Here is a 20747-nt window from a genome sequence, read left to right as displayed (position 1 = left end):
AGTGCCGCTGCCCGGGAAAACAAAGAATGCCGAGAAGGGGTGTCGTTCCGCATCGCGAAGTGCTTCCGGATCCGGTCTACCAGTCCACTCTGGTGACACGGTTCGTCAACGTTCTGCTCAAGGGCGGGAAGAAGAGCACGGCCGATCGCATCCTGTACGGCGCGCTCGATCTCGTGAAGGACCGGACCAAGGACGATCCGCTGAAGGTCTTCAAGAAGGCCGTCGACAACGTGCGCCCGTCCCTCGAGGTCAAGGCGCGCCGCGTCGGAGGCTCGACCTACCAGATCCCGGTCGAGGTGAACCCCAATCGCCGGCTCTCGCTCGCGATGAGGTGGATCACGCTGTACGCCTCGCAGCGGGGCGGGAAGAGCATGCGCGAGAAGCTCGCGGCGGAAATCGTCGACGCCTCGAACAACACGGGCGGCGCGATCAAGAAGAGAGAAGACACGCACAAGATGGCGGAGGCCAACAAGGCCTTCGCGCACTACCGCTGGTAGGAAGGACGCTCAGAGGTCATGCCCAGGCGAACTCCGCTCGATAGAGTGCGGAACATCGGAATCATGGCGCACATCGACGCGGGGAAAACCACGACCACGGAGCGTGTCCTCTACTACACCGGCAAGACGTACAAGATCGGCGAAGTGCACGAAGGGACCGCGACGATGGACTGGATGGAGCAGGAGCAGGAGCGCGGCATCACGATCACGTCCGCCGCGACGACCGCCTTCTGGGCCAATCACCAGGTGAACATCATCGACACGCCGGGCCATGTCGACTTCACGGCCGAGGTCGAGCGCTCGCTCCGCGTCCTGGACGGCGCCGTCGGCGTCTTCTGCGCCGTGGGCGGCGTGGAGCCGCAGTCCGAGACGGTGTGGCGCCAGGCCGACCGCTACGAGGTCCCGCGCATCGCCTTCGTGAACAAGATGGATCGGCAGGGGGCCGACTTCGACCGCTGCATCACCCAGATGACCACGCGCCTCGGGGCGCGGCCGGTGGCGATCCAGATCCCGATCGGGGCCGAGGAGCGCTTCAAGGGGATGATCGACCTCGTCGAGGAGAAGGCGATCGTCTACAAGGACGACGAGCACGGCGAGGAGTTCGACGTCCTGCCGGTTCCGGCCGAGTACCTCGAGGAGGTCAAGTTCCGCCGCGAGAAGCTCACCGAGGTCGCGTGCGAGATGGACGACAAGCTCTTCGAGAAGTACCTCGCGGGCGAGCCGCTCTCGGTCGCGGAGATCAAGGGCGCGCTCCGCAAGGCGACGATCACGCGCCACGCGACGCCGGTGCTCTGCGGCGCGGCGTTCAAGAACAAGGGCGTCCAGCCCCTGCTCGACGCGGTCGTGGACTACCTCCCGTCGCCCATGGACGTGAAGGCGGTCGAGGGGGACGTCCCCGGCCAGGCCGAGAAGGGCCGGCGCGAGCCGAGCGAGAAGGAGCCGATGGCGGGGCTCGTGTTCAAGATCATGACCGACCCGTTCGTCGGGCAGATCGCCTTCGTCCGCATCTACTCGGGCGTGATGAAGTCGGGCACGTACGTCCTCAACGCCACCCGCGACAACCGCGAGCGCGTCGCGCGCCTCCTCGAGATGCACGCGAACAAGCGCGAGGAAGTGAAGGAAGTCTACGCGGGCGAGATCTGCGGCGTCGTCGGGCTGAAGGCCGCCCGCACGGGCGACACGGTCTGCGAGGAGAAGTCACCGATCATCCTCGAGGCGATGAAGTTCCCGGAGCCCGTCATCGCGGTCGCGATCGAGCCCAAGACGAAGTCCGATCAGGAGAAGCTCGGCGCGGCGCTCAACAAGCTCACCCAGGAAGATCCGACCTTCCGCGTCCACCTCGACCACGAGACGGGCCAGACGATCATCCGCGGGATGGGCGAGCTGCACCTCGAGATCATCACCGACCGACTCGTGCGCGAGTTCGGCGTCGGGGCGAACGTCGGCAAGCCGCAGGTCGCGTACAAGGAGACGATCCGCAAGCCGGCGAACGCCGAGGGGAAGTACATCCGGCAGACGGGCGGCAAGGGGCAGTACGGCCACGTGAAGCTCCACGTCGAGCCCCTCGAGCCGGGCAAGGGGTTCGAGTTCGACAACCAGATCACCGGTGGGTCGATCCCGCGCGAGTTCTTCTCGCCGATCGAGGCCGGCATCAAGGAGGCGATGACCGGCGGCATCCTCGCGGGGTTCGAGATGAAGGACATCAAGGTCTCGCTCATCGACGGTTCGTACCACGATGTCGACTCGTCCGAGATGGCGTTCAAGATCGCGGCCTCCATGGGCTTCAAGGCCGCGTGCAAGGCGGCCCACCCCGTCCTTCTCGAGCCGATCATGGCCGTCGAGGTGGTGCTCCCGGAGGAGTACATGGGCGACGTCATCGGCGATCTGAACTCCCGCCGGGGCCGCATCAACCACATCGAGCCGCGCGCGGGATTCCAGGTCCTGTCGGCGACCGTGCCCCTCTCGGAGATGTTCGGGTACGCGACCGACGTCCGCTCGCGGACCCAGGGCCGCGCGAACTACACGATGCAGTTCCTCAGATACGAAGAAGCGCCGCGCAACATCGCCGAGGAGGTCGTGGCCGGCATTCAGGGCACGCCAGCCCCCTAGGAGGAGATAGATGGCGAAGGAAAAGTTCGACCGGAGCAAGCCGCACGTCAACATCGGCACGATCGGCCACATCGACCACGGCAAGACCACGCTGACGTCGACGATCACGACGATCCTGCACGCCCGTAATCCGAAGAGCGCGGTGCGCACGTTCGACTCGATCGACAACGCTCCCGAAGAGCGCGAGCGCGGCATCACCATCGCGACCGCCCACGTGGAGTACGTGACCGACAAGCGCCACTACGCGCACGTCGACTGCCCGGGCCACGCCGACTACATCAAGAACATGATCACCGGCGCGGCGCAGATGGACGGCGCCATCCTCGTGGTCGCGGCGAACGACGGCCCGATGCCCCAGACGCGCGAGCACATCCTGCTCGCCCGCCAGGTCGGCGTGCCGAAGATCGTCGTCTTCCTGAACAAGGTCGACATGGTCGACGATCCCGAGCTGCTCGAGCTCGTCGAGCTCGAGGTGCGCGACCTCCTCAACAAGTACAAGTTCCCCGGCGACGAGACGCCCATCATCCGCGGCTCCGCGCTCAAGGCCGGCCAGCACGGCTGCGGCAAGGACGACTGCGCCGACTGCGGCGCCATCGTGAAGCTCATGAACGCGGTCGACGAGTACATCCCGATCCCCGTGCGCGCTCTCGACAAGCCGTTCCTGATGCCCGTCGAGGACATCTTCAGCATCTCCGGCCGGGGCACCGTCGTCACGGGCCGCATCGAGCAGGGGAAGGTGAAGGTCGACGAGGAGATCGAGATCATCGGCGTTCGCGACACGCAGAAGAAGACGGTGACCGGCGTCGAGATGTTCAAGAAGCTCCTCGACGAGGGACTCGCCGGCGACAACGTCGGGCTGCTCATCCGCGGCACGGAGCGCGAGGACGTCGAGCGCGGCCAGGTCTGCGCCAAGCCGGGGTCGATCACGCCGCACACCAAGTTCAAGGCCGAGGTCTACATCCTCACGAAGGAGGAGGGCGGCCGCCACACCCCGTTCTTCAACGGCTATCGTCCGCAGTTCTACTTCCGGACGACGGACGTCACGGGAAGCGCCACGCTGCCGGCCGGCGTCGAGATGGTCATGCCGGGCGACAACACGACGCTCGAGATCACGCTGATCACGCCCATCGCCATGGACCGCGGGCTCCGCTTCGCGATCCGCGAGGGGGGCCGGACGGTCGGCGCGGGCACGGTCACGGACATCGTCGAGTAGAGGGCGCGCTGCCGCGTCGAGACTGGAGAGTTGATGTTGAACCAGAAGATCAGAATCCGGCTGAAGGCGTACGACCACAGGATCCTCGACCAGTCCACGAGCGAAATCGTGGGCACCGCCAAGCGGACCGGGGCGAGGGTCGTGGGGCCGATCCCGCTGCCGACGGACCGGAACATGATCTGCGTTCTGAGGTCGCCGCACGTCGACAAGAAGTCGCGGGAGCAGTTCGAGATGAGGACGCACAAGCGGCTCCTCGACATCCTCGAGCCGACCCCTCAGACGGTGGACGCGCTGATGAAGCTCGATCTGCCGGCGGGCGTGGACGTCGAGATCAAGGCATTCGGTTCCTGAGAGAGATGACAGAGGGATTTTTCGGAGCCTGACGGCGAACGGAGCAGCGAAGTGGTCGAAGGATTGATCGGGCGCAAGGTGGGAATGACCCAGCTCTACGAGCCGGACGGGACCGCTGTGCCCGTCACCGTGCTCCGGGCCGGCCCCTGCGTCGTCGTCGCGAAGCGCACGAAAGAGCGCGACGGCTACGAGGCCGTGCGCCTCGGCTACGTCGAGAAGGTGAACACGCGCCGGGTCAACAAGCCGCAGCGCGGTTACCTCGAGAAGCACTCGCTTCCCCTCCTTCGCACGCAGAAGGAGTTCTCGCGCCTCGACGAGGCCGAGGTCAACGTCGGCGACCGCGTGCTCGTGACCATGTTCGCTCCGGCCGACACCGTCGACGTCGTGGGCACCTCCAAGGGGAAGGGGTTCCAGGGCGTCATGAAGCGGCACCATTTCAGCGGGGGCGCCGCGTCGCACGGCTCCATGTTCCACCGCGCCCCCGGCTCGATCGGCGCCTCGTCGTTCCCGTCCCGCGTCTTCAAGGGACAGAGGATGGCCGGCCGAATGGGCGGGGACACGGTCACCGTCAAGAACCTCCAGGTCGTGCGCGTGGACGAGGAGAACAACCTGCTCGTCGTGCGCGGCGCGGTCCCGGGAGCCCGCGGGGCGATCCTGTACATCAAGAAGGCGAAGTCGTCGCGCGGAGTGGTCAGTAAGAAGTCCAAGAAGTCCTAGGGCCCGCGGAGTCTCGAGATGGAATCCACCGTGAAGGTCTACGATCTGGCGAAGCACGAGGTCGGCGAGGAATCGCTGCCCGAGGACGTCTTCGGCGCGGCGACCAACCGCGCCCTCGTCCACGAGGCCGTGAAGCACTATCTCGCCGAGGCGCGCTCGGGAACGCACGACACGAAGACGCGCGGCGAGGTCCAGGGCGCGGGACGCAAGCTCTGGAAGCAGAAGAAGACGGGGCAGGCCCGCATCGGCTCCATCCGCTCACCGCTGTGGCGGCACGGCGGCACGGTGCACGGCCCGACGCCCCGCTCCTACGGCTTCGCCTTCCCGAAGAAGAAGAGGCAGGGCGCGCTCCGCGCGGCCGTCTCCGAGAAGCTTCGCGAGGGGAGAATTCTCGTGGTGAGGGACCTCGAGCTTTCGTCCCACAAGACCGCCGAGCTCGTCAAGTCCCTCGAGGCGCTCGGCGTGGTCAAGGGGGCGCTGATCCTCGACGAGCCGATCGGCCGCAACCTGATGCTCGCGGCCCGGAACCTGCCGCGGTGCAAGGTGCTGCGCTCCGCGTCGCTCAACATCGTCGATCTCCTCAAGTACGAGTACCTCGTCATGTCCACGTCGGCGGCGAAGGTGCTCGCGGAGGTGCTCGCGGCATGAGCCTGCGCCCGCTCCACCAGACGATTCTCGGCCCCGTGGTCACCGAGAAGACGACCGAGCTCAAGGACAGGACCCGGACGCTGTGCTTCCGCGTCCACCCCGACGCAAACAAGATCGACGTGAAGCGCGCCGTCGAGATGCTCTTCAAGGTCAAGGTCAGCGGGGTCCGGACGATCCACGTCGCCGGCAAGATGAAGCGGCGGGGAAAGACCCAGGGGTACCAGTCCAGCTGGAAGAAGGCCTACGTGACGCTGAAGGACGGCGAAAAAATGATCGAATACTTCGAGGGGACGTAGGCGATGCCCATCCGAACGCTCTCCCCGACATCGCCGGGCGTGCGCTTCCAGACGCGGCTCACCAACGACGAGATCACCGTCCACACGCCGCTCAAGAGCCTGCTCGAGCCAAAGAAGAGCACGGGCGGCCGGAACAACCGCGGCTGGATGACGATCCGCCACCGCGGGGGCGGCCACAAGCGCCAGTACCGCATCATCGATTTCCGGCGCGACAAGCTCGGGATCCCCGCCACGGTGTCGACGATCGAGTACGACCCGAACCGCTCCGCGCGCATCGCGCTCCTCGTGTACGCCGACGGGGAGAAGCGCTACATCATCGCGCCGGCGGGGCTCCAGGTGGGACAGAAGATCGTCTCGGGGGCTGCGGCCGACATCCAGGTCGGCAACGCGCTCCCGCTGCGGAACATCCCGCCGGGAATCCCGATCCACAACATCGAGCTGAAGATCGGAAAGGGCGGGCAGATGGTCCGCTCGGCCGGCGGCTCCGCCGAGATCCTCGCGAAGGAAGGGAAGTACGCGCAGGTGAGGCTCCCCTCGACCGAGGTCCGGTTCGTCCACCTCGACTGCATGGCGACGATCGGGCAGGTCGGCAACCTCGATCACGAGAACGTCTCCATCGGCAAGGCGGGGCGCAAGCGGTGGATGGGACGGCGCCCGATCAACCGCGGCGTCTCGATGAACCCCATCGACCACCCGCACGGCGGCGGCGAGGGAAAGACCAGCGGCGGCCGTCACCCCGTCACGCCGTGGGGCAAGCCCACGAAGGGGTACAAGACGCGCAACAACCCCAGAACCGACGCGCAAATCGTCAGGAGGCGGCAGCGGTAGCATGAGCCGATCCATAAGCAAGGGCCCCTTCGTCGACGGGCACCTCAAGAAGCGCATCGACGAGATGAACCGCAAGTTCGAGAAGAAGGTCGTCAAGACGTGGTCGCGGCGATCCACGGTGGTCCCCGACTTCGTCGGCCACACGATCGCGGTGCACAACGGGAGGAAGTTCATCCCCGTCTACGTGACCGAGAGCATGGTCGGGCACAAGCTCGGCGAGTTCAGCTTCACCAGGACGTTCAAGGGTCACACGGCGAAGGGTGAAAAGACCGCCGCCGTGGGAACCCCCGAGACCCCGTCTTAGCTCGACCCGTCGTCGCTCGACCCGTCGTGGATCACGAAGACCCACTCGAGGCAAGGGGAACATGATCGCCAGGGCAAGGATGCGGTACCTGAGATCGTCGGCGCAGAAAACGCGCCTCGTCATCGACCAGATCCGGGGTCTGGGCGTGAACCGCGCCGTGGCGCTTCTGCGCGAGAGCCCGAAGGCGGTCTCGCGGGACGTCGTCAAGGTCCTGCGCTCCGCGGTGGCGAACGCCGAGAAGGGCGACCAGCGAGTCGACGCCGACACGCTCTACGTGAGCCGCGCGGTGGTGGACGGCGGGCCGTCGTTCAAGCGGATCCGGCCGGCCACGTTCGGCCGCGCCTTCCGCGTGCTGCGCCGGACGTGCCACATCACGCTGGAGCTCGACGCCCGCGAGGAGGCGAGGCCGCGCGAGTCGCGCGCCAGGCGCCGCGCCGAGTCGGCCAAAGCCGCCGGTGACAGGTCCGCGAAAGCCGCCGGCGACAAGGTCGCGAAGGGATCGGGGGAGAAGGCTCAGGGCGGCGCGAAGGCCGAGGCGGGCGCGAGGACGGGAAGCGCTAAGCCGGCGACCGCGAAGCCCGGAACGACGAAATCCGAATCGACGAAGACCACGAAGGTGAAGAAGTAACAGCGTCATCATCCGAATGACCGATGGGCCGCGCCCCCTCACCGGGGCGGGGCCTCTGGGCGTGCGAGGAGTTTCCTTGGGACAGAAGGTTCACCCTTACGGGTTCCGGCTTGGGTTCAACAAGCCGTGGCGATCGCGCTGGTACGAGAAGCGGAAGTACGCCGAGTGGCTGCACGAGGACCTCAGGCTCCGCGCGGAGCTCAAGAAGAGGCTCGCGCACGCCGGCATCTCGAGCATCGAGATCGAGCGCGCGGCGAACAAGCTGAAGATCAACATCCTCACGTCCCGCCCCGGCATCATCATCGGCAAGCGCGGCTCCGAGGTGGACAAGCTCAGGGACGAGATCCAGAAGAAGACAGGGCGCGAGGTCTTCATCAATATCCAGGAGATCCTCAAGCCCGAGCTCGAGGCGCAGCTCGTGGGCGAGTCGGTGGCGATGCAGCTCGAGAAGCGCGTCGCGTTCCGGCGCGCCATGCGCAAGGCGATCGAGGCCGCGGTGAGGTTCGGCGCGCGGGGCATCAAGATCCGCTGCTCCGGCCGCCTCGCGGGGACTGAGATCGCCCGATCCGAGTGGTACCTGAACGGCCGGCTTCCGCTGCACACGCTCCGGAGCGACATCGACTACGGCTTCGCCGAGGCGCAGACGACGTACGGGAAGATCGGCGTGAAGGTGTGGATTTACAAGGGAGAGTTGGACCAGCTCGGCCGCCGTCGCGACCAGGGCGGACGGCTCGTGCCGCAGGAAGGCCTGAGGTAATCGCGCCATGCTGATGCCCAAGAAGGTCAAGTTCCGCAAGCAGCAGCGCGGGCGCAGGGCCGGGAAGGCGTGGACCGGGTCCACGCTCGCGTTCGGCGACTACGGGCTCAAGTCGCTCTCGGCCGGCTGGGTGACCAGCCGCCAGATCGAGGCGGCCCGCGTCACGATCACGCGCCACATGAAGCGCGGCGGCAAGCTCTGGATCCGGATCTTCCCCGACAAGCCGGTCACGAAGAAACCGGCCGAGACGCGCATGGGCAAGGGGAAAGGGCCGCCCGAGGAATGGGTGGCCGTCGTGAAGCCCGGCAGGATCATGTACGAGATCGAGGGGGTTCCGCTGGCGGACGCCACCGAGGCTCTGCGCCTGGCGTCGCACAAGTTCGGCGTCAGGACCCAGTTCGTGAAGCGGCCCGGTGCGGGCGAGGAGCACGCGTGAAGATCCAGAAGATGGCCGAGCTGGGCGTCGACGAGCTGCGCGTCGAGGAAGCGAAGCTCTCGGAGCAGATCTTCCGCTTCCGGTTCCAGCTCCAGACGGGAAACGTCGAGAATCCGTCGAGGCTCGGGCATACGCGCCGCGACCTGGCGAGGGTGAAGACCCTCCTCCGGGAGCGCGAGCTCGGCATCGAGCGGCACCGGGAGGCCGAGGGGGGCGCCGGGGCGGAGTCGAAGGCGGCGGAGCCGGTCTCCGCGGGCGCCGCGGCGGGCGCGGCCGTGAAGGAAAAGTCGGGCAAGCGCCCGCGTCGTGCGAAGAGTGAGGGTGCCTAGTTGGAGCCAACAGAGATGTCCGATCAGACCGAAGGCGTCGCCCTGAGGCGGCGCCGAACCACGGTGGGAATCGTCGTCAGCGACAAGATGGACAAGACCATCGTCGTCGCGGTCGAGCGGCGCGTCTCGCATCCGCGCTATTCCCGCGTCGTGAAGAGAACGTCGAAGTTCCACGCGCACGACGAGGCGAACGCCTGCAAGATCGGCGATGTCGTCACGCTCGTCGAGACGCGGCCGCTGAGCCGCCTGAAGAGGTGGCGCGTGCGCTCCATCCTGCGCGGCGGCCAGCCCGTGGATCGGACCGTGACGGCCGCGGCCGCGGTCGCCGCCCCGGCGGCCCCGAGCCCGAAGCTCAGGCGCCGCGCCGCCGCGGCCGCCGCCGCGGACGCGGCATCGCCGCAGGCTGCCGTCAAGGCGCCGAAGGCGGCAGGCGGGAAGCGCGCGGCCGGGAAGACGGCGAAGCCCGCCAAGGATGAGGTGAAGGCGCCATGATCCAGATGCGGACGATCCTCGAGGTCGCCGACAACTCGGGAGCGCGCCGGATCTCGTGCATCCACGTCCGCGGCGGATCCATCGGCCGTTACGGGAGGCTCGGCGACATCATCACGGCCAACGTCAAAGAGGCGAGCCCCGACGGAACCGTCAAGAAGGGACAGGTCGTGCGCGCGGTCATCGTCCGCACGAAGAAAGAGCAGCGCCGCAAGGACGGCACGTACATCCGCTTCGACGAGAACGCCGCCGTCCTCATCAACGACGCCAAGGAGCCGGTCGGGACGCGCGTCTTCGGTCCCGTGGCCCGCGAGCTGAGAGAGCGCAAGTTCATGAAGATCGTCTCGCTCGCCCCGGAGGTCCTCTAACCGATGAGTCTCCACGTGCGCAAGGACGACATGGTCCTCGTCATCGCCGGCAAGCGCGGCAAGGAGAGGCCCCGGGGCAAGGTGCTGAGGGTCTACCCCGCGAAGATGCGGGCGATCGTCGAGGGGGTCAACTTCATCAAGAAGCACACGAAGCCGAACCCTTCGAAGAACATCAAGGGCGGCATCGTGGAGCGCGAGGCCCCCATCCACGTCTCGAACCTGATGGTCATCTGCCCGGAGTGCAGCAAGCCGGTGCGGGTCGCCCGCAAGATGCTCGAGGACGGCAAGCGGCACCGGGTATGCCGGAAGTGCCAGGGAATGCTGGATCGAAAGTAGGGAGAGCGAGACCGACATGGCCACGACGCCGAGACTCCAGGAGCGCTACCGCAAGGAAATCCTCCCGGAGATCACCAAGCAGTTCGCCTATCCGAGCCCGATGGCGGCGCCCCGCATCACGAAGATCGTCGTCAACATGGGCGTCGGAGAGGCGAAGGAGAACATCAAGATTCTCGACGCCGCGGTGGAGGAGCTCGGGCTCATCACGGGCCAGCGCCCCGCGCTGCGCCGCGCCAAGAAGAGCATCGCGAACTTCAAGCTGCGCGAGGGAGTCCCCGTCGGGTGCTGCGTGACGCTCCGAGGCAACCGGATGTACGAGTTCCTCGATCGCCTCGTCAGCATCGCGCTGCCGCGCGTGCGCGACTTCAAGGGCGTCTCGGAGAAGGCGTTCGACGGCCGCGGCAACTACACGCTCGGCGTCACGGACCAGTCGATCTTCCCGGAAGTGACGACGGGAAAGGTCGAGAAGATCAAGGGAATGAACATCACGATCGTGACCACGGCGAGGACCGACAACGAGTCGCGCGCGCTCCTCCAGGCGTTCGGCGTCCCCTTCAGAAAGCCCTGAGTCGCGGGGCAGAGGCGGTATGGCAAGCACGAAGTTCTTCGCAAAGATGGAGAGGAAGCCGAAGTTCATGGTCCGGGTGCGGCATCGCTGCCGCTCCTGCGGCCGGCCCCGCGGTTTCCTTCGCAAGTTCGCGCTCTGCCGGCTCTGCTTCCGCAAGCTGGCGCTCTCCGGGGAGATCCCCGGCGTGACCAAGTCGAGCTGGTAGGAAAAGAAGCCATGGTGATGACGGATCCGATTTCGGACATGCTGACCCGCGTGCGGAACGCGCTGATGGGCAAGCACGCGCGCACCGAGATGCCCGCCTCCAAGATCAAGGTGGAGATCGCCAAGATCCTCAAGGAGGAGGGGTACATCGACAACTTCAAGGTCGTCGACGAGGAGGGAAGGCACAGCCGGCTCGTGCTCGATCTCCGCTACGGTCCGCGCGGCGAGCGCGTCCTCAACGGCCTGGAGCGCGTGAGCCGTCCGGGCTGCCGCGTGTACGCCGGCATGGACGAGATCCCGAAGGTCCTCGGCGGCATCGGCATCTCCATCCTGTCGACGTCCCGCGGCCTGATGTCGGGCGACGACGCCCGGCAGCGCCGTCTCGGCGGCGAAGTCCTCTGTAAGATCTGGTAGGAGCGGATCATGTCGCGAATCGGAAAGCTCCCCGTCACCCTCCCGAAGGGAGTCACGCTCACCGTGACCCCGTCGGCGATCCAGGTGAAGGGGCCCAAGGGAACGCTCCACACGCCGCTCCCCGACGGTATCTCCTGCGACGTCACCGCGACCGCCGCGACGCTCAAGCGCCGCGCCGACGGGAAGCGCGACAAGGCGCTGCACGGCATGGCGCGGGCGCTCCTCGCGAACGCGGTGAAGGGCGTCACCGACGGGTTCACGCGCGAGCTGGAGATCATCGGCATCGGATACAAGGCGCAGGTCCAGGGAAAGAACCTCGAGATGGCTCTCGGCTTCTCGCACCAGGTGGTCTACCCGGTTCCGGAGGGGGTCGCGATCTCCGTGGACCAGAAGCAGACCCGCATCATGGTCGCGGGGACCGATCGCCAGAGGGTCGGGCAGGTCGCGGCCGAGATCCGCGGCTTCAGGCCCCCCGAGCCCTACAAGGGGAAGGGGATCCGCTACGCCGGCGAGTACGTCAAGAAGAAGGTTGGCAAGACCGGCGCGTAGCCGGGCGAAAGATGTCCGGCGCGTAGCCGGGCGAAAGATGTCCGGCGCGTAGCCGGGCGAAAGAACGACCGGAGCTTAGAGAGAGATGGAAACCAGACGGGATCGACAGGTCATTCGGCGCCGCCGGCGCCTTCGTTACCGCGCCAAGGTGGCGGGGACTCCCGCGCGGCCGAGGCTGTGCGTGTACCGCAGCCTCAATCACATCTACGCGCAGGTGGTGGACGACACGGCAGGCCGGGTCATCGCGGCGGCTTCGACCCTCGACGCCGAGGTCAAGTCGCGCATCAAGAACGGCGGCAACATCGCGGCGGCGAAGATCGTCGGCGAGGTGATTGCGGCGCGGCTCACCGAGAAGGGCGTGCCGACGGTGACCTTCGATCGCGGAGGCTACCAGTACCACGGCCGCATCAAGGCGATCGCGGACAGCGCGCGCGCGAAGGGACTCAAGTTCTGACGGAGGCAGCAGTTTCATGGCGAACCCGAGGGTAGACAGGTCCGGGCTCGACCTGAAGGACACGGTCGTCCACATCAACCGCGTCACCAAGGTCGTGAAGGGCGGCAAGAACTTCTCCTTCAGTGCTCTCGTCGTGGTCGGCGACGGCAGGGGAAACGTCGGATACGGCATGGGCAAGGCCAAGGAGGTCCCGTCGGCGATCGCGAAGGGGATCGAGAGGGCGAAGCGCACGCTCATGAAGGTCGCGCTGAAGGGGACCACGATCCCGCACCCGGTCACCGGACGGTTCGGGGCGGGGCGGGTGCTGATGCTTCCGGCGTCGCCGGGAACGGGCGTCATCGCGGGAGGCGCGGTCCGCGCCGTCCTCGAGTCGCTCGGCGTCCAGGACATCCTGACCAAGTCGCTCGGGAGCGCGAACCCGCACAACGTCGTCAAGGCGTGCTTCGCCGGTCTCGCGAGCCTGAAGGATCCCGACACGCAGCTCAGGCTGCGCGGGAAGAACGTTCCCGATCTTTCCGAGTCGCGAGGCAGGGGAGAGCCGTGACAGCCAGGGCAAAGCCGACGAAGAAGGCGGGCACGATCGTGATCGAGCAGTACCGGAGCGGCATCTGCTGCCAGGAGCAGCAGAAGCGGACGCTCCGCGCGCTCGGCTTCCGCAAGCTCAACCAGCGGGTCGAGCGGCCGGACAACGCCGCGATCCGCGGGATGGTAGGGGCGATCCCCCACCTCGTCCGCGTCGTCGGACCCGCGACGGGAGGCCCGCGTGGCTGAGAAGACCCCGCTTCGTTTGAACAACCTGTCGCCCGCGAAGGGCTCGACCAAGAACCGCAAGCGGCTCGGCCGCGGGCCGGGCTCCGGCCAGGGGAAGACGGCCGGCCGCGGCAACAAGGGATTCTGGTCCCGCTCGGGCTCGTCGCAGAAGCGCGGCTTCGAGGGGGGCCAGATGCCCCTCCACCGGCGCGTGCCGAAGCGCGGCTTCACGAACATCTTCCGCGAGGAGTACCTCGTGGTGAACGTGGACGACCTCGAGGCGCGGTTCGAGAAGGGCGCCACGGTCGATCCCGAAGCGCTGCGCAAGAGCCGCCTCGTGCGGAAGGCCCAGGGGAAGGTCAAGCTCCTCGGGCGCGGTGAGGTCACGCGCGCCCTGACGGTGAAGGTGCACGCCGCGTCGGCCGACGCGAAGAAGAAGATCGAGGCCGCGGGCGGAAAGGTCGAGCTGTTGTGATCGAGAGCCTGAAGAACATCTACGCGATTCCCGACCTGAGGCGGAGGGTCTTCTACACCTTCGGCCTCCTGGCCGTCTACCGCGTGGGCGCCCACATCCCGACGCCCGGCGTCGACTCGGTGGCCCTCGAGAAGTTCTTCCGCGCGCAGGCGGGCAACATGCTCGGCCTCGTCGATCTCTTCTCGGGCGGGAACCTCAGCCGGCTGACGATCTTCGCCCTCGGGATCCTGCCGTACATCTCCGCGTCGATCATCCTCCAGCTCCTCACGGTCATCTGGCCCTACCTCGAGAAGCTCTCGAAGGAGGGGGAGATCGGCCGCCGGAAGATCACCCAGTACACCCGCTACGGCACGGTCGTCCTCAGCCTCATCCAGTCGGCCGGCATCGCGGTGTGGATCCGCAAGCAGTTTCCCGACGCGGTGTCGTACGGGGCGTTGAAATTCCAGATATGCACCATCCTCACGCTCACGACCGGAACCGCGTTCATCATGTGGCTGGGCGAGCAGATCACCGAGCGGGGGATCGGGAACGGCATCTCCCTCATCATCTACTCGGGGATCGTCGTCGGCCTCCCGCGCGCGATCGTGAAGACGTACGAGGACTACCAGAGCCACTCGCTGAACCTCTTCGCGATCCTGGCGCTGGTCGCCGTCATGATCGCCGTCGTCGCGGTGGTCGTCTTCGTCGAGCGGGCCCAGAGGCGCATCCCCGTCCAGTACGCCCGGCGGGTCGTCGGGCGGCGCATGTACGGCGGCGTCGCGACGCACCTGCCCCTGCGGGTGAACACCGGCGGCGTCATCCCGGTCATCTTCGCGTCGTCCATCCTCTCGATCCCCAGGATGTTCGCGCAGGCGGTGGGGCTCAGCGACGTCTCGTGGCTCGGCGCGGCGCTGCGGCAGATCGACTACAACATGCCGCTCTACAACCTGCTCTACCTGGTTTTCATCGTCTTCTTCTGCTACTTCTACACGTCGATCATCTTCAACCCGGTGGACACGGCCGACAACCTGAAGAAGTACGGCGGCTTCATCCCCGGCATCCGCCCCGGCCGCCGCACCGCCGAGTACATCGATCGCATCCTCTCGCGCATCACCTTCGGCGGGGCGATCTACCTCGCGCTCGTGGCGCTGCTCCCGGTCTTCCTCATCAGCGGGCTGAACGTCGGCGCGCTGCCGGGGGTGGGGCCCATGCTGCAGAGGACGCTGCCGGAATGGATGACGAGCGGCCTCGGGGTCAAGTTCTACTTCGGAGGCACGTCGCTCCTCATCGTGGTCGGTGTCGCGATGGACACCGTCCAGCAGGTCGAGTCGCAGCTCATCATGAGGCACTACGACGGGTTCCTGAAGGGATCCCGCGTGCGCGGCCGGCGCGCCTGAGAGGCGAAGCGGGTTGGTGGCGTTGAGATTGATTCTGTTCGGCCCGCCGGGAGCGGGGAAAGGGACGCAGGCCGCGGCCATCCGGGCGAAGCTCGGTGTCCCCCACATCTCGACGGGGGACATGCTCCGGGAGGCGATCGCGGCCGGCACCCGGGTCGGACTGAGGGTGAAGGCCCTCGTCGGGGCCGGTTCTCTCGTTCCCGACGAGGTGGTCGGCGAGATCGTGGCCGAGAGGCTCGCGCGCGCCGACGCGAGGGTGGGGTTTCTGCTCGATGGGTTTCCGCGCACGCTGCGTCAGGCGGAGATCCTCGAGGTGGTGCTCCAGGCGCGGAAGGAGTCGCTCGATCACGTCGTCAAGCTGAACCTGGCGGACGACGAGGTGGTGAGGCGGCTCTCGGGGCGCCGGACGTGCGGGAAGTGCGGCGCCTCGTTCCACGTCGCCTTCTCGCCGCCGAAGAGCGACGGCATCTGCGACGCGTGCGGCACGAGCCTCACGCAGCGCGACGACGACAGGGAGGACGTCATCCGGAAGCGTCTCGAGGTCTATCGCGAGCAGACGGCCCCGCTTGCGGCTCACTACGCGAAGAGGGGGCTTCTCCGCGAGATTGACGGGACCGGCAGCATCGAAGACGTGAAGCGGCGCGCGCTCGCGGCGCTCGGTGCGGCATGATCTTCTGCAAGACGTGGTCGGAGATCCAGACGATGGACCGGTGCAACCGGGTCGTCCTGGACGTCCTCCAGCGTCTCAAGGAGATCGTCGCCCCCGGCGTCACGACCGACGATCTGGATCGGAAGGCGGAGGAGTGGACGAAGCAGGCGGGCGCGATCCCCGCGTTCAAGGGATACCGCGGCTACCCGAAGTCCCTGTGCGCCTCTCCGAACGACGTCATCGTGCACGGCATTCCGTCGAAGCGGGCGCTGCGCGACGGGGACATCATCGGGCTCGACTACGGCGTGATCATCGACGGATTCTACGGCGACGGAGCCATGACCCTTCCGGTGGGAACGGTCAGCCCCGCCGCCGAAAAGCTCATGAAGGTCACGGAAGAGAGCCTGTACCTCGGCATCGAAGAGGTGAAGATCGGGAACCGGGTCCAGGACATCGGCCACCGGGTCCAGACCCACGCGGAGAAGCACGGCTACACCGTGGTCCTCGAGTTCACGGGCCACGGGATCGGCCGGCGCCTCCACGAGGACCCTCAGGTTCCGAACTACGGGAAGCCGGGCTTCGGCGAGCGGCTCACCGACGGGATGGTCCTGGCGATCGAGCCGATGCTCTGCGCCGGGAGCAGCGAGGTCGTCGTCGAGGACGATCAGTGGACGGCGCGGACCGCCGACGGGAGCCTCGCGGCGCATTTCGAGCGCTCCGTGGCGGTGACGCCGAGGGGTCCGTGGATTCTCGGCGAAACGCCGCCGCCCGCGGCGAGCTGACCGCAGCAGTCGGAGGAATGGATGCCGAAAGAGGACGCGATTCAGGTCGAGGCGACGGTCGTGGAGCCGCTGCCCAATGCCATGTTCCGCGTCGAGCTGGAGAACAAGCATCGGGTCCTGGCGCACATCTCGGGAAAGATGCGCAAGAATTTCATCCGCATCCTCCCCGGGGACAGGGTTCTGGTCGAGCTCTCGCCGTACGACCTGACCCGAGGCCGAATCGTCTACCGGCTCAAGTGAGCCGCAGCGTGGGTGGGATTGAATGAAGGTCCGCAGCAGCGTCAAGAAGATTTGCGACAAGTGCAAGATCATCCGGCGCGAGGGAATCATCCGGGTGATCTGCGAGAATCCGAAGCACAAGCAGCGCCAGGGATAGCCCTCAGGGCCCCGGCAAGGGAGCCCGAAGGGCTCCCCGTCAACAGGAGGCGTAAGACGTGGCACGCATCGCCGGAGTGGACCTCCCGCAGAACAAGCGGGTGGAGATCGGGCTGACGTACATCTACGGGATCGGCCGGGCGCGCTCGAACGCGATCCTGGGCAAGGCCCGCGTCGGCGTGAACGCCAAGGTGAAGGATCTGTCGGAGGAGGAGGTCTCCCGCATCCGCCAGGTCATCACCGAGGAGGGCGGCGTCGAAGGAGATCTCCGCAAGAACATCCAGCAGGACGTGCGGCGCCTGATCGAGATCGGCTCTTACCGCGGCTACCGGCACCGGAGGAACCTCCCGTGTCACGGCCAGCGCACGCACACGAACGCCCGCACGAAGCGCGGACCCCGCATGGCGATCGCCGGCAAGAAGCGCGCCGTCGGCAAGAAGGGTTGAGGTAGACCATGGCTGTCGGCAAGAAGAAGGCCACCGGAAAGAAGAAGGAAAAGAAGAACATCCCCGTGGGAGTGGCTCACGTCCACGCGACGTTCAACAACACCGTGATCAGCATCACCGATCTCGACGGGAACGTCCTCGCGTGGTCGTCCGCCGGCATCCAGGGCTTCAAGGGCTCGCGCAAGGGAACGCCGTTCGCCGCGCAGCAGGCCGCCACCGCGGCCGCGACCGCGGCGCGCGAGCACGGGCTGAGGCAGGTCGAGGTCCGCGTCAGCGGGCCGGGCGCGGGGCGCGAATCGTCCATCCGCGCCCTCCAGGCCGCCGGGTACGACATCAAGGCCATCAAGGACGTGACGCCGATTCCGCACAACGGCTGCCGGCCCCCGAAGCGGCGCCGGGTCTGACCTAAAGGAGAGAAGCACGTGGCGAGACATCGAGGTCCGGTCTGCAGGCTGTGCCGTCGCGAAGGGCTCAAGCTCTTCCTGAAGGGCGAGCGCTGCTTCAAGCCCTCCTGCGCGATCGAGCAGAGAGGGTACGCTCCGGGCCAGCACGGCAACCGGCGCACCAAGATCGAGGGGTACGGGATCCAGCTTCGCGAGAAGCAGAAGGTGAAGAGGATCTACGGCCTCCTCGAGCGGCAGTTCCGCCGCTACTTCCGCGAGTCCGAGCGGAAGAAGGGGATCACGGGGGCGAACCTCCTCCTGATGCTCGAGAGGAGGCTCGACACGGTGGTCTACCGTCTCGGCTTCTCCACCTCCAGGGCCGCGGCGCGCCAGCTGATCGCGCACGGCCACATCCGCGTGAACAACCACAAGGTCGACGTCGCGAGCTTCCAGGTGCGGATGGGGGACTCGGTCAGCCTCAAGGACGCGACGCGCAAGAACGAAGGGGTCAAGGCGTCGGTCGAGTCGGCGCGCGGGCGCGGCCTGCCGGGCTGGCTCTCGCTCGACGCCGCCAACTTCACGGGATCCGTCACGACGATGCCGCGACGCGAGGACATCACGATGCCCATCACGGAGCAGCTCATCGTCGAGCTCTACTCGAAGTAGCCGGAGCGAACAAGCGCGCCACAGGACTTCAGGTTGGGGGGAACTCCCCCGGAGAGGTGACATGCTCTGGAAAGGCTTTCAGAAGCCCAAGCGGCTCGAGTCAAGTGGGGATTCGCTGACGAACCTGTACGGTGAGTTCCACGCGCAGCCGTTCGAGCGCGGGTGGGGGACCACCGTCGGCAACGCCCTCCGGAGGGTGCTCCTCTCCTCCATCGAGGGGGCGGCCATCACCGCCGTGAAGATCGAGGGGGTGCTCCACGAGTTCTCCTCGCTCCCGGGCGTCAACGAGGACACGACCGACATCATCCTGAACCTCAAGTCGATCCCGCTGAAGATCAACGTCGATCACCCCGAGACGATTTTCATCCGCGCCGAGGGGCCCCGCGAGGTCAAGGCGTCCGACATCGAGACCAGCTCGAACGTCGAGATCCTCGATCCGGGCATCCACATCGCCACGCTCTCCGAGGAGGGGCGCCTGACGATTGAGATGCGCGTCAAGCCCGGCCGCGGATACGTCTCGGCCGACCGCAATTTCGACGCTGACCTCGACATCGGCTACATCCCGATCGACTCCGTCCACTCGCCGGTGAAGAAGGTCAACTACGCCGTCGAGGACGCCCGCATCGGCCAGGCGACCGACTACGACAAGCTCACGATGCAGGTGTGGACGAACGGGGCGGTCCTCCCGCAGGACGCCGTCGCCCTCGCGGCGAAGCTCATGAAGGACCACCTCAGCATCTTCATCAACTTCGAGGAGCAGGTCGAGGAGTCCGACGAGGAGCGCACCCCCGAGGACGACCGGCTCGCGGAGTACTTCTCCCGCAGCGTGGACGAGCTGGAGCTCTCCGTCCGCTCGTACAACTGCCTGAAGAACGCGGGCATCCGCACCATCGGCGAGCTCGTTCAGAAGAGCGAGGCCGAGATGCTGAAGACCAAGAACTTCGGCCGCAAGTCGCTCAACGAGATCAAGGAGATCCTCACCAAGATGGACCTCGGTCTCGGCATGAAGATCGACGAGAAGCGCCTGAAGCGGCTCGGCGCCGCGCCGGCGCCGCCGATGCTCGGGCCGACGCCGACGCCCAGCGCCACCTGAACGCCCAGCGCCGCCTGAACGCCCAGCGCCGCCTGAACGAAAGCAAGCCCCGGAACGCGAGGGAAAGACGATGCGCCACCGACAGATCGGAAGCAAGCTCGGATGGAAGACGGCCCACAGGAACGCCGCGTTGCGGTCGCTGTCGACCTCCCTGTTCGAGCACGAGAGGATCACGACCACGCTCCCCCGCGCCAAGACGCTCCGCCCGTACGCGGAGAAGCTCATCACCATGTCGAAGCGCGAGGACCTTCACGCGCGCCGTCTCGTCGCGCGGCAGATCCGTGACCCGAAGATCGTCAAGAAGCTGTTCGACACCCTGTCCGCCCGGTACGTGGATCGGCACGGGGGGTACATGCGCATCCTGAAGCTGGGCCATCGTCAGGGGGACAATGCCGAGATGGCCATCGTCGAGCTTCTCGGCTCCGAGCCCGATTTCAACAAGGCTCCCGAGAAGAAGACCACGATGGGCGGGCGCCTGGCGGAGCGGCTCCGCGGCAAGAAGAAGGACGCCGCCCCCGAAGGGGACGCCGCCTCCGAGGGGCCGGACGCGCCCGAGGCGGGAGCCGCGAAGAAGGCGCGCGCCCCGCGCACGAAGAAGTAGGTGCCCAAGCGGACCGACATCCGCAAGATCCTGATCGTCGGCTCCGGACCGATCGTCATCGGGCAGGCCTGCGAGTTCGACTACTCCGGCACGCAGGCCTGCAAGGCCCTCCGCGAGGAGGGTTACGAAGTCGTCCTCATCAACTCGAACCCGGCGACGATCATGACCGATCCGGAGTTCGCGGATCGGACGTACGTCGAGCCCCTCACCCCCGAGATGGTCGCGCGCGTCATCGAGTGCGAGCGGCCGGACGCCCTCCTCCCCACCGTCGGCGGCCAGACCGCGCTCAACATCGCGATGCGCCTCGGCGACGAGGGGGTCCTCGACAGCTTCGGCGTGAAGCTCATCGGCGCCTCCCTCCCGGCGATCCGGCTCTCCGAGGATCGCCTCCTCTTCAAGAAGACCATGCAGAAGATCGGCCTCGAGGTGCCCCTCTCCGGCTACGCCGACTCGGTGGCCGCGGCCGAGGAGGTGCTGGCCGAGGTTGGTTTCCCCGCGATCGTGAGGCCCTCCTTCACCCTCGGGGGCACCGGGGGCTCCATCGCCTGGAACGCCGAGGAGCTGGAGGAGGCCGTGCGCTGGGGGCTCCAGCAGTCGCCGGTGGGCACCGTGCTCGTCGAAGAGTCGGTGATCGGGTGGAAAGAGTTCGAGCTGGA

33 protein-coding genes and 2 pseudogenes are annotated in these 20747 nt (G+C 66.9%); all 35 read left to right on the top strand.

Translation table 11 applies throughout. The features are described 5' to 3' along the window. The first annotated feature begins 26 nt into the window (after positions 1–26). Complete coding sequence (gene rpsG, locus HY049_06205; protein MBI3448494.1) at positions 27–497, top strand: 30S ribosomal protein S7; 471 nt, start codon at positions 27–29, stop codon at positions 495–497. Positions 498–515: 18 nt separating this feature from the next. Further along, on the top strand, positions 516–2606 hold the full coding sequence (gene fusA / locus HY049_06200; GenBank protein MBI3448493.1) for an elongation factor G: 2091 nt from the start codon (positions 516–518) through the stop codon (positions 2604–2606). Positions 2607–2616: 10 nt separating this feature from the next. After that, on the top strand, positions 2617–3819 hold the full coding sequence (gene tuf, locus HY049_06195; protein MBI3448492.1) for an elongation factor Tu: 1203 nt from the start codon (positions 2617–2619) through the stop codon (positions 3817–3819). Between the two features lie 33 nt (positions 3820–3852). Then, a complete protein-coding gene (gene rpsJ, locus HY049_06190; GenBank protein MBI3448491.1) occupies positions 3853–4170 on the top strand; it encodes a 30S ribosomal protein S10 in 318 nt (105 codons plus the stop codon). A gap of 51 nt (positions 4171–4221) precedes the next feature. Next, complete coding sequence (gene rplC / locus HY049_06185) at positions 4222–4887, top strand: 50S ribosomal protein L3 (GenBank protein MBI3448490.1); 666 nt, start codon at positions 4222–4224, stop codon at positions 4885–4887. An 18-nt stretch (positions 4888–4905) separates the two neighbouring features. Further along, positions 4906–5535, top strand: coding sequence for a 50S ribosomal protein L4 (gene rplD, locus HY049_06180; GenBank protein ID MBI3448489.1), 630 nt, complete (start codon positions 4906–4908; stop codon positions 5533–5535). Further along, positions 5532–5831 carry a 50S ribosomal protein L23 gene (locus HY049_06175; GenBank protein MBI3448488.1) on the top strand — a complete coding sequence of 100 codons (300 nt, stop codon included), beginning with the start codon at positions 5532–5534 and terminating at the stop codon, positions 5829–5831. The genes rplD and HY049_06175 overlap by 4 nt, the downstream gene beginning before the upstream one ends. 3 nt (positions 5832–5834) lie before the next feature. After that, on the top strand, positions 5835–6659 hold the full coding sequence (gene rplB / locus HY049_06170) for a 50S ribosomal protein L2 (GenBank protein ID MBI3448487.1): 825 nt from the start codon (positions 5835–5837) through the stop codon (positions 6657–6659). Between the two features lies 1 nt (position 6660). After that, complete coding sequence (gene rpsS, locus HY049_06165) at positions 6661–6963, top strand: 30S ribosomal protein S19 (protein MBI3448486.1); 303 nt, start codon at positions 6661–6663, stop codon at positions 6961–6963. A 61-nt stretch (positions 6964–7024) separates the two neighbouring features. Then, positions 7025–7591, top strand: coding sequence for a 50S ribosomal protein L22 (rplV, locus tag HY049_06160; GenBank protein ID MBI3448485.1), 567 nt, complete (start codon positions 7025–7027; stop codon positions 7589–7591). 76 nt (positions 7592–7667) lie between these two features. Continuing rightward, a complete protein-coding gene (rpsC, locus tag HY049_06155) occupies positions 7668–8348 on the top strand; it encodes a 30S ribosomal protein S3 (GenBank protein ID MBI3448484.1) in 681 nt (226 codons plus the stop codon). Between the two features lie 7 nt (positions 8349–8355). Then, on the top strand, positions 8356–8784 hold the full coding sequence (gene rplP, locus HY049_06150; GenBank protein ID MBI3448483.1) for a 50S ribosomal protein L16: 429 nt from the start codon (positions 8356–8358) through the stop codon (positions 8782–8784). An 11-nt stretch (positions 8785–8795) separates the two neighbouring features. Beyond that, positions 8796–8978: pseudogene (gene rpmC, locus HY049_06145) on the top strand (50S ribosomal protein L29). A 177-nt stretch (positions 8979–9155) separates the two neighbouring features. Next, positions 9156–9404: pseudogene (gene rpsQ / locus HY049_06140) on the top strand (30S ribosomal protein S17). A 197-nt stretch (positions 9405–9601) separates the two neighbouring features. After that, complete coding sequence (rplN, locus tag HY049_06135) at positions 9602–9970, top strand: 50S ribosomal protein L14 (GenBank protein MBI3448482.1); 369 nt, start codon at positions 9602–9604, stop codon at positions 9968–9970. Positions 9971–9973: 3 nt separating this feature from the next. Continuing rightward, on the top strand, positions 9974–10306 hold the full coding sequence (locus HY049_06130; protein ID MBI3448481.1) for a 50S ribosomal protein L24: 333 nt from the start codon (positions 9974–9976) through the stop codon (positions 10304–10306). Between the two features lie 16 nt (positions 10307–10322). Then, entirely contained in the window at positions 10323–10874 is a 552-nt protein-coding gene (gene rplE, locus HY049_06125; GenBank protein ID MBI3448480.1) for a 50S ribosomal protein L5, read from the top strand. 19 nt (positions 10875–10893) lie between these two features. Continuing rightward, positions 10894–11079 carry a type Z 30S ribosomal protein S14 gene (locus HY049_06120; GenBank protein ID MBI3448479.1) on the top strand — a complete coding sequence of 62 codons (186 nt, stop codon included), beginning with the start codon at positions 10894–10896 and terminating at the stop codon, positions 11077–11079. Between the two features lie 11 nt (positions 11080–11090). Beyond that, entirely contained in the window at positions 11091–11492 is a 402-nt protein-coding gene (gene rpsH, locus HY049_06115) for a 30S ribosomal protein S8 (GenBank protein MBI3448478.1), read from the top strand. A 9-nt stretch (positions 11493–11501) separates the two neighbouring features. Then, complete coding sequence (gene rplF / locus HY049_06110; protein MBI3448477.1) at positions 11502–12041, top strand: 50S ribosomal protein L6; 540 nt, start codon at positions 11502–11504, stop codon at positions 12039–12041. An 85-nt stretch (positions 12042–12126) separates the two neighbouring features. Next, the gene (locus HY049_06105; protein MBI3448476.1) at positions 12127–12495 is read left to right on the top strand and encodes a 50S ribosomal protein L18; all 369 of its coding nucleotides are present in this window, start codon (positions 12127–12129) and stop codon (positions 12493–12495) included. Positions 12496–12511: 16 nt separating this feature from the next. After that, positions 12512–13039, top strand: coding sequence for a 30S ribosomal protein S5 (gene rpsE, locus HY049_06100; GenBank protein ID MBI3448475.1), 528 nt, complete (start codon positions 12512–12514; stop codon positions 13037–13039). Further along, entirely contained in the window at positions 13036–13266 is a 231-nt protein-coding gene (gene rpmD, locus HY049_06095) for a 50S ribosomal protein L30 (GenBank protein ID MBI3448474.1), read from the top strand. Before rpsE ends, rpmD begins: the two co-directional genes overlap by 4 nt. Further along, entirely contained in the window at positions 13259–13720 is a 462-nt protein-coding gene (gene rplO / locus HY049_06090) for a 50S ribosomal protein L15 (protein ID MBI3448473.1), read from the top strand. Before rpmD ends, rplO begins: the two co-directional genes overlap by 8 nt. Then, on the top strand, positions 13717–15096 hold the full coding sequence (gene secY / locus HY049_06085) for a preprotein translocase subunit SecY (GenBank protein MBI3448472.1): 1380 nt from the start codon (positions 13717–13719) through the stop codon (positions 15094–15096). The genes rplO and secY overlap by 4 nt, the downstream gene beginning before the upstream one ends. A 22-nt stretch (positions 15097–15118) precedes the next feature. Further along, positions 15119–15766 carry an adenylate kinase gene (locus HY049_06080; GenBank protein MBI3448471.1) on the top strand — a complete coding sequence of 216 codons (648 nt, stop codon included), beginning with the start codon at positions 15119–15121 and terminating at the stop codon, positions 15764–15766. After that, positions 15763–16527 (top strand): type I methionyl aminopeptidase, encoded by a 765-nt coding sequence (map, locus tag HY049_06075; protein MBI3448470.1) that lies wholly within the window; start codon positions 15763–15765, stop codon positions 16525–16527. Before HY049_06080 ends, map begins: the two co-directional genes overlap by 4 nt. 21 nt (positions 16528–16548) lie before the next feature. Next, on the top strand, positions 16549–16767 hold the full coding sequence (gene infA, locus HY049_06070) for a translation initiation factor IF-1 (GenBank protein ID MBI3448469.1): 219 nt from the start codon (positions 16549–16551) through the stop codon (positions 16765–16767). Positions 16768–16789: 22 nt separating this feature from the next. Further along, positions 16790–16903 (top strand): 50S ribosomal protein L36, encoded by a 114-nt coding sequence (rpmJ, locus tag HY049_06065; GenBank protein ID MBI3448468.1) that lies wholly within the window; start codon positions 16790–16792, stop codon positions 16901–16903. Positions 16904–16961: 58 nt separating this feature from the next. Then, complete coding sequence (rpsM, locus tag HY049_06060; protein MBI3448467.1) at positions 16962–17348, top strand: 30S ribosomal protein S13; 387 nt, start codon at positions 16962–16964, stop codon at positions 17346–17348. Between the two features lie 8 nt (positions 17349–17356). After that, on the top strand, positions 17357–17752 hold the full coding sequence (gene rpsK, locus HY049_06055; protein ID MBI3448466.1) for a 30S ribosomal protein S11: 396 nt from the start codon (positions 17357–17359) through the stop codon (positions 17750–17752). Between the two features lie 18 nt (positions 17753–17770). Continuing rightward, positions 17771–18397, top strand: coding sequence for a 30S ribosomal protein S4 (gene rpsD / locus HY049_06050; protein ID MBI3448465.1), 627 nt, complete (start codon positions 17771–17773; stop codon positions 18395–18397). Positions 18398–18458: 61 nt separating this feature from the next. Further along, positions 18459–19490, top strand: a complete 1032-nt coding sequence (locus HY049_06045) for a DNA-directed RNA polymerase subunit alpha (GenBank protein MBI3448464.1) — start codon at positions 18459–18461, stop codon at positions 19488–19490. Between the two features lie 70 nt (positions 19491–19560). Beyond that, on the top strand, positions 19561–20091 hold the full coding sequence (gene rplQ / locus HY049_06040) for a 50S ribosomal protein L17 (GenBank protein ID MBI3448463.1): 531 nt from the start codon (positions 19561–19563) through the stop codon (positions 20089–20091). Continuing rightward, a partial coding sequence (carB, locus tag HY049_06035; protein ID MBI3448462.1) for a carbamoyl phosphate synthase large subunit occupies positions 20092–20747 on the top strand: 656 nt, incomplete at its 3' end.

The sequence above is a fragment of the Acidobacteriota bacterium genome, assembly GCA_016195325.1.
Classification (GTDB): Bacteria; Acidobacteriota; Polarisedimenticolia; order JACPZX01; family JACPZX01; genus JACPZX01.
This window is presented reverse-complemented; position numbering and strand designations above follow the sequence as displayed.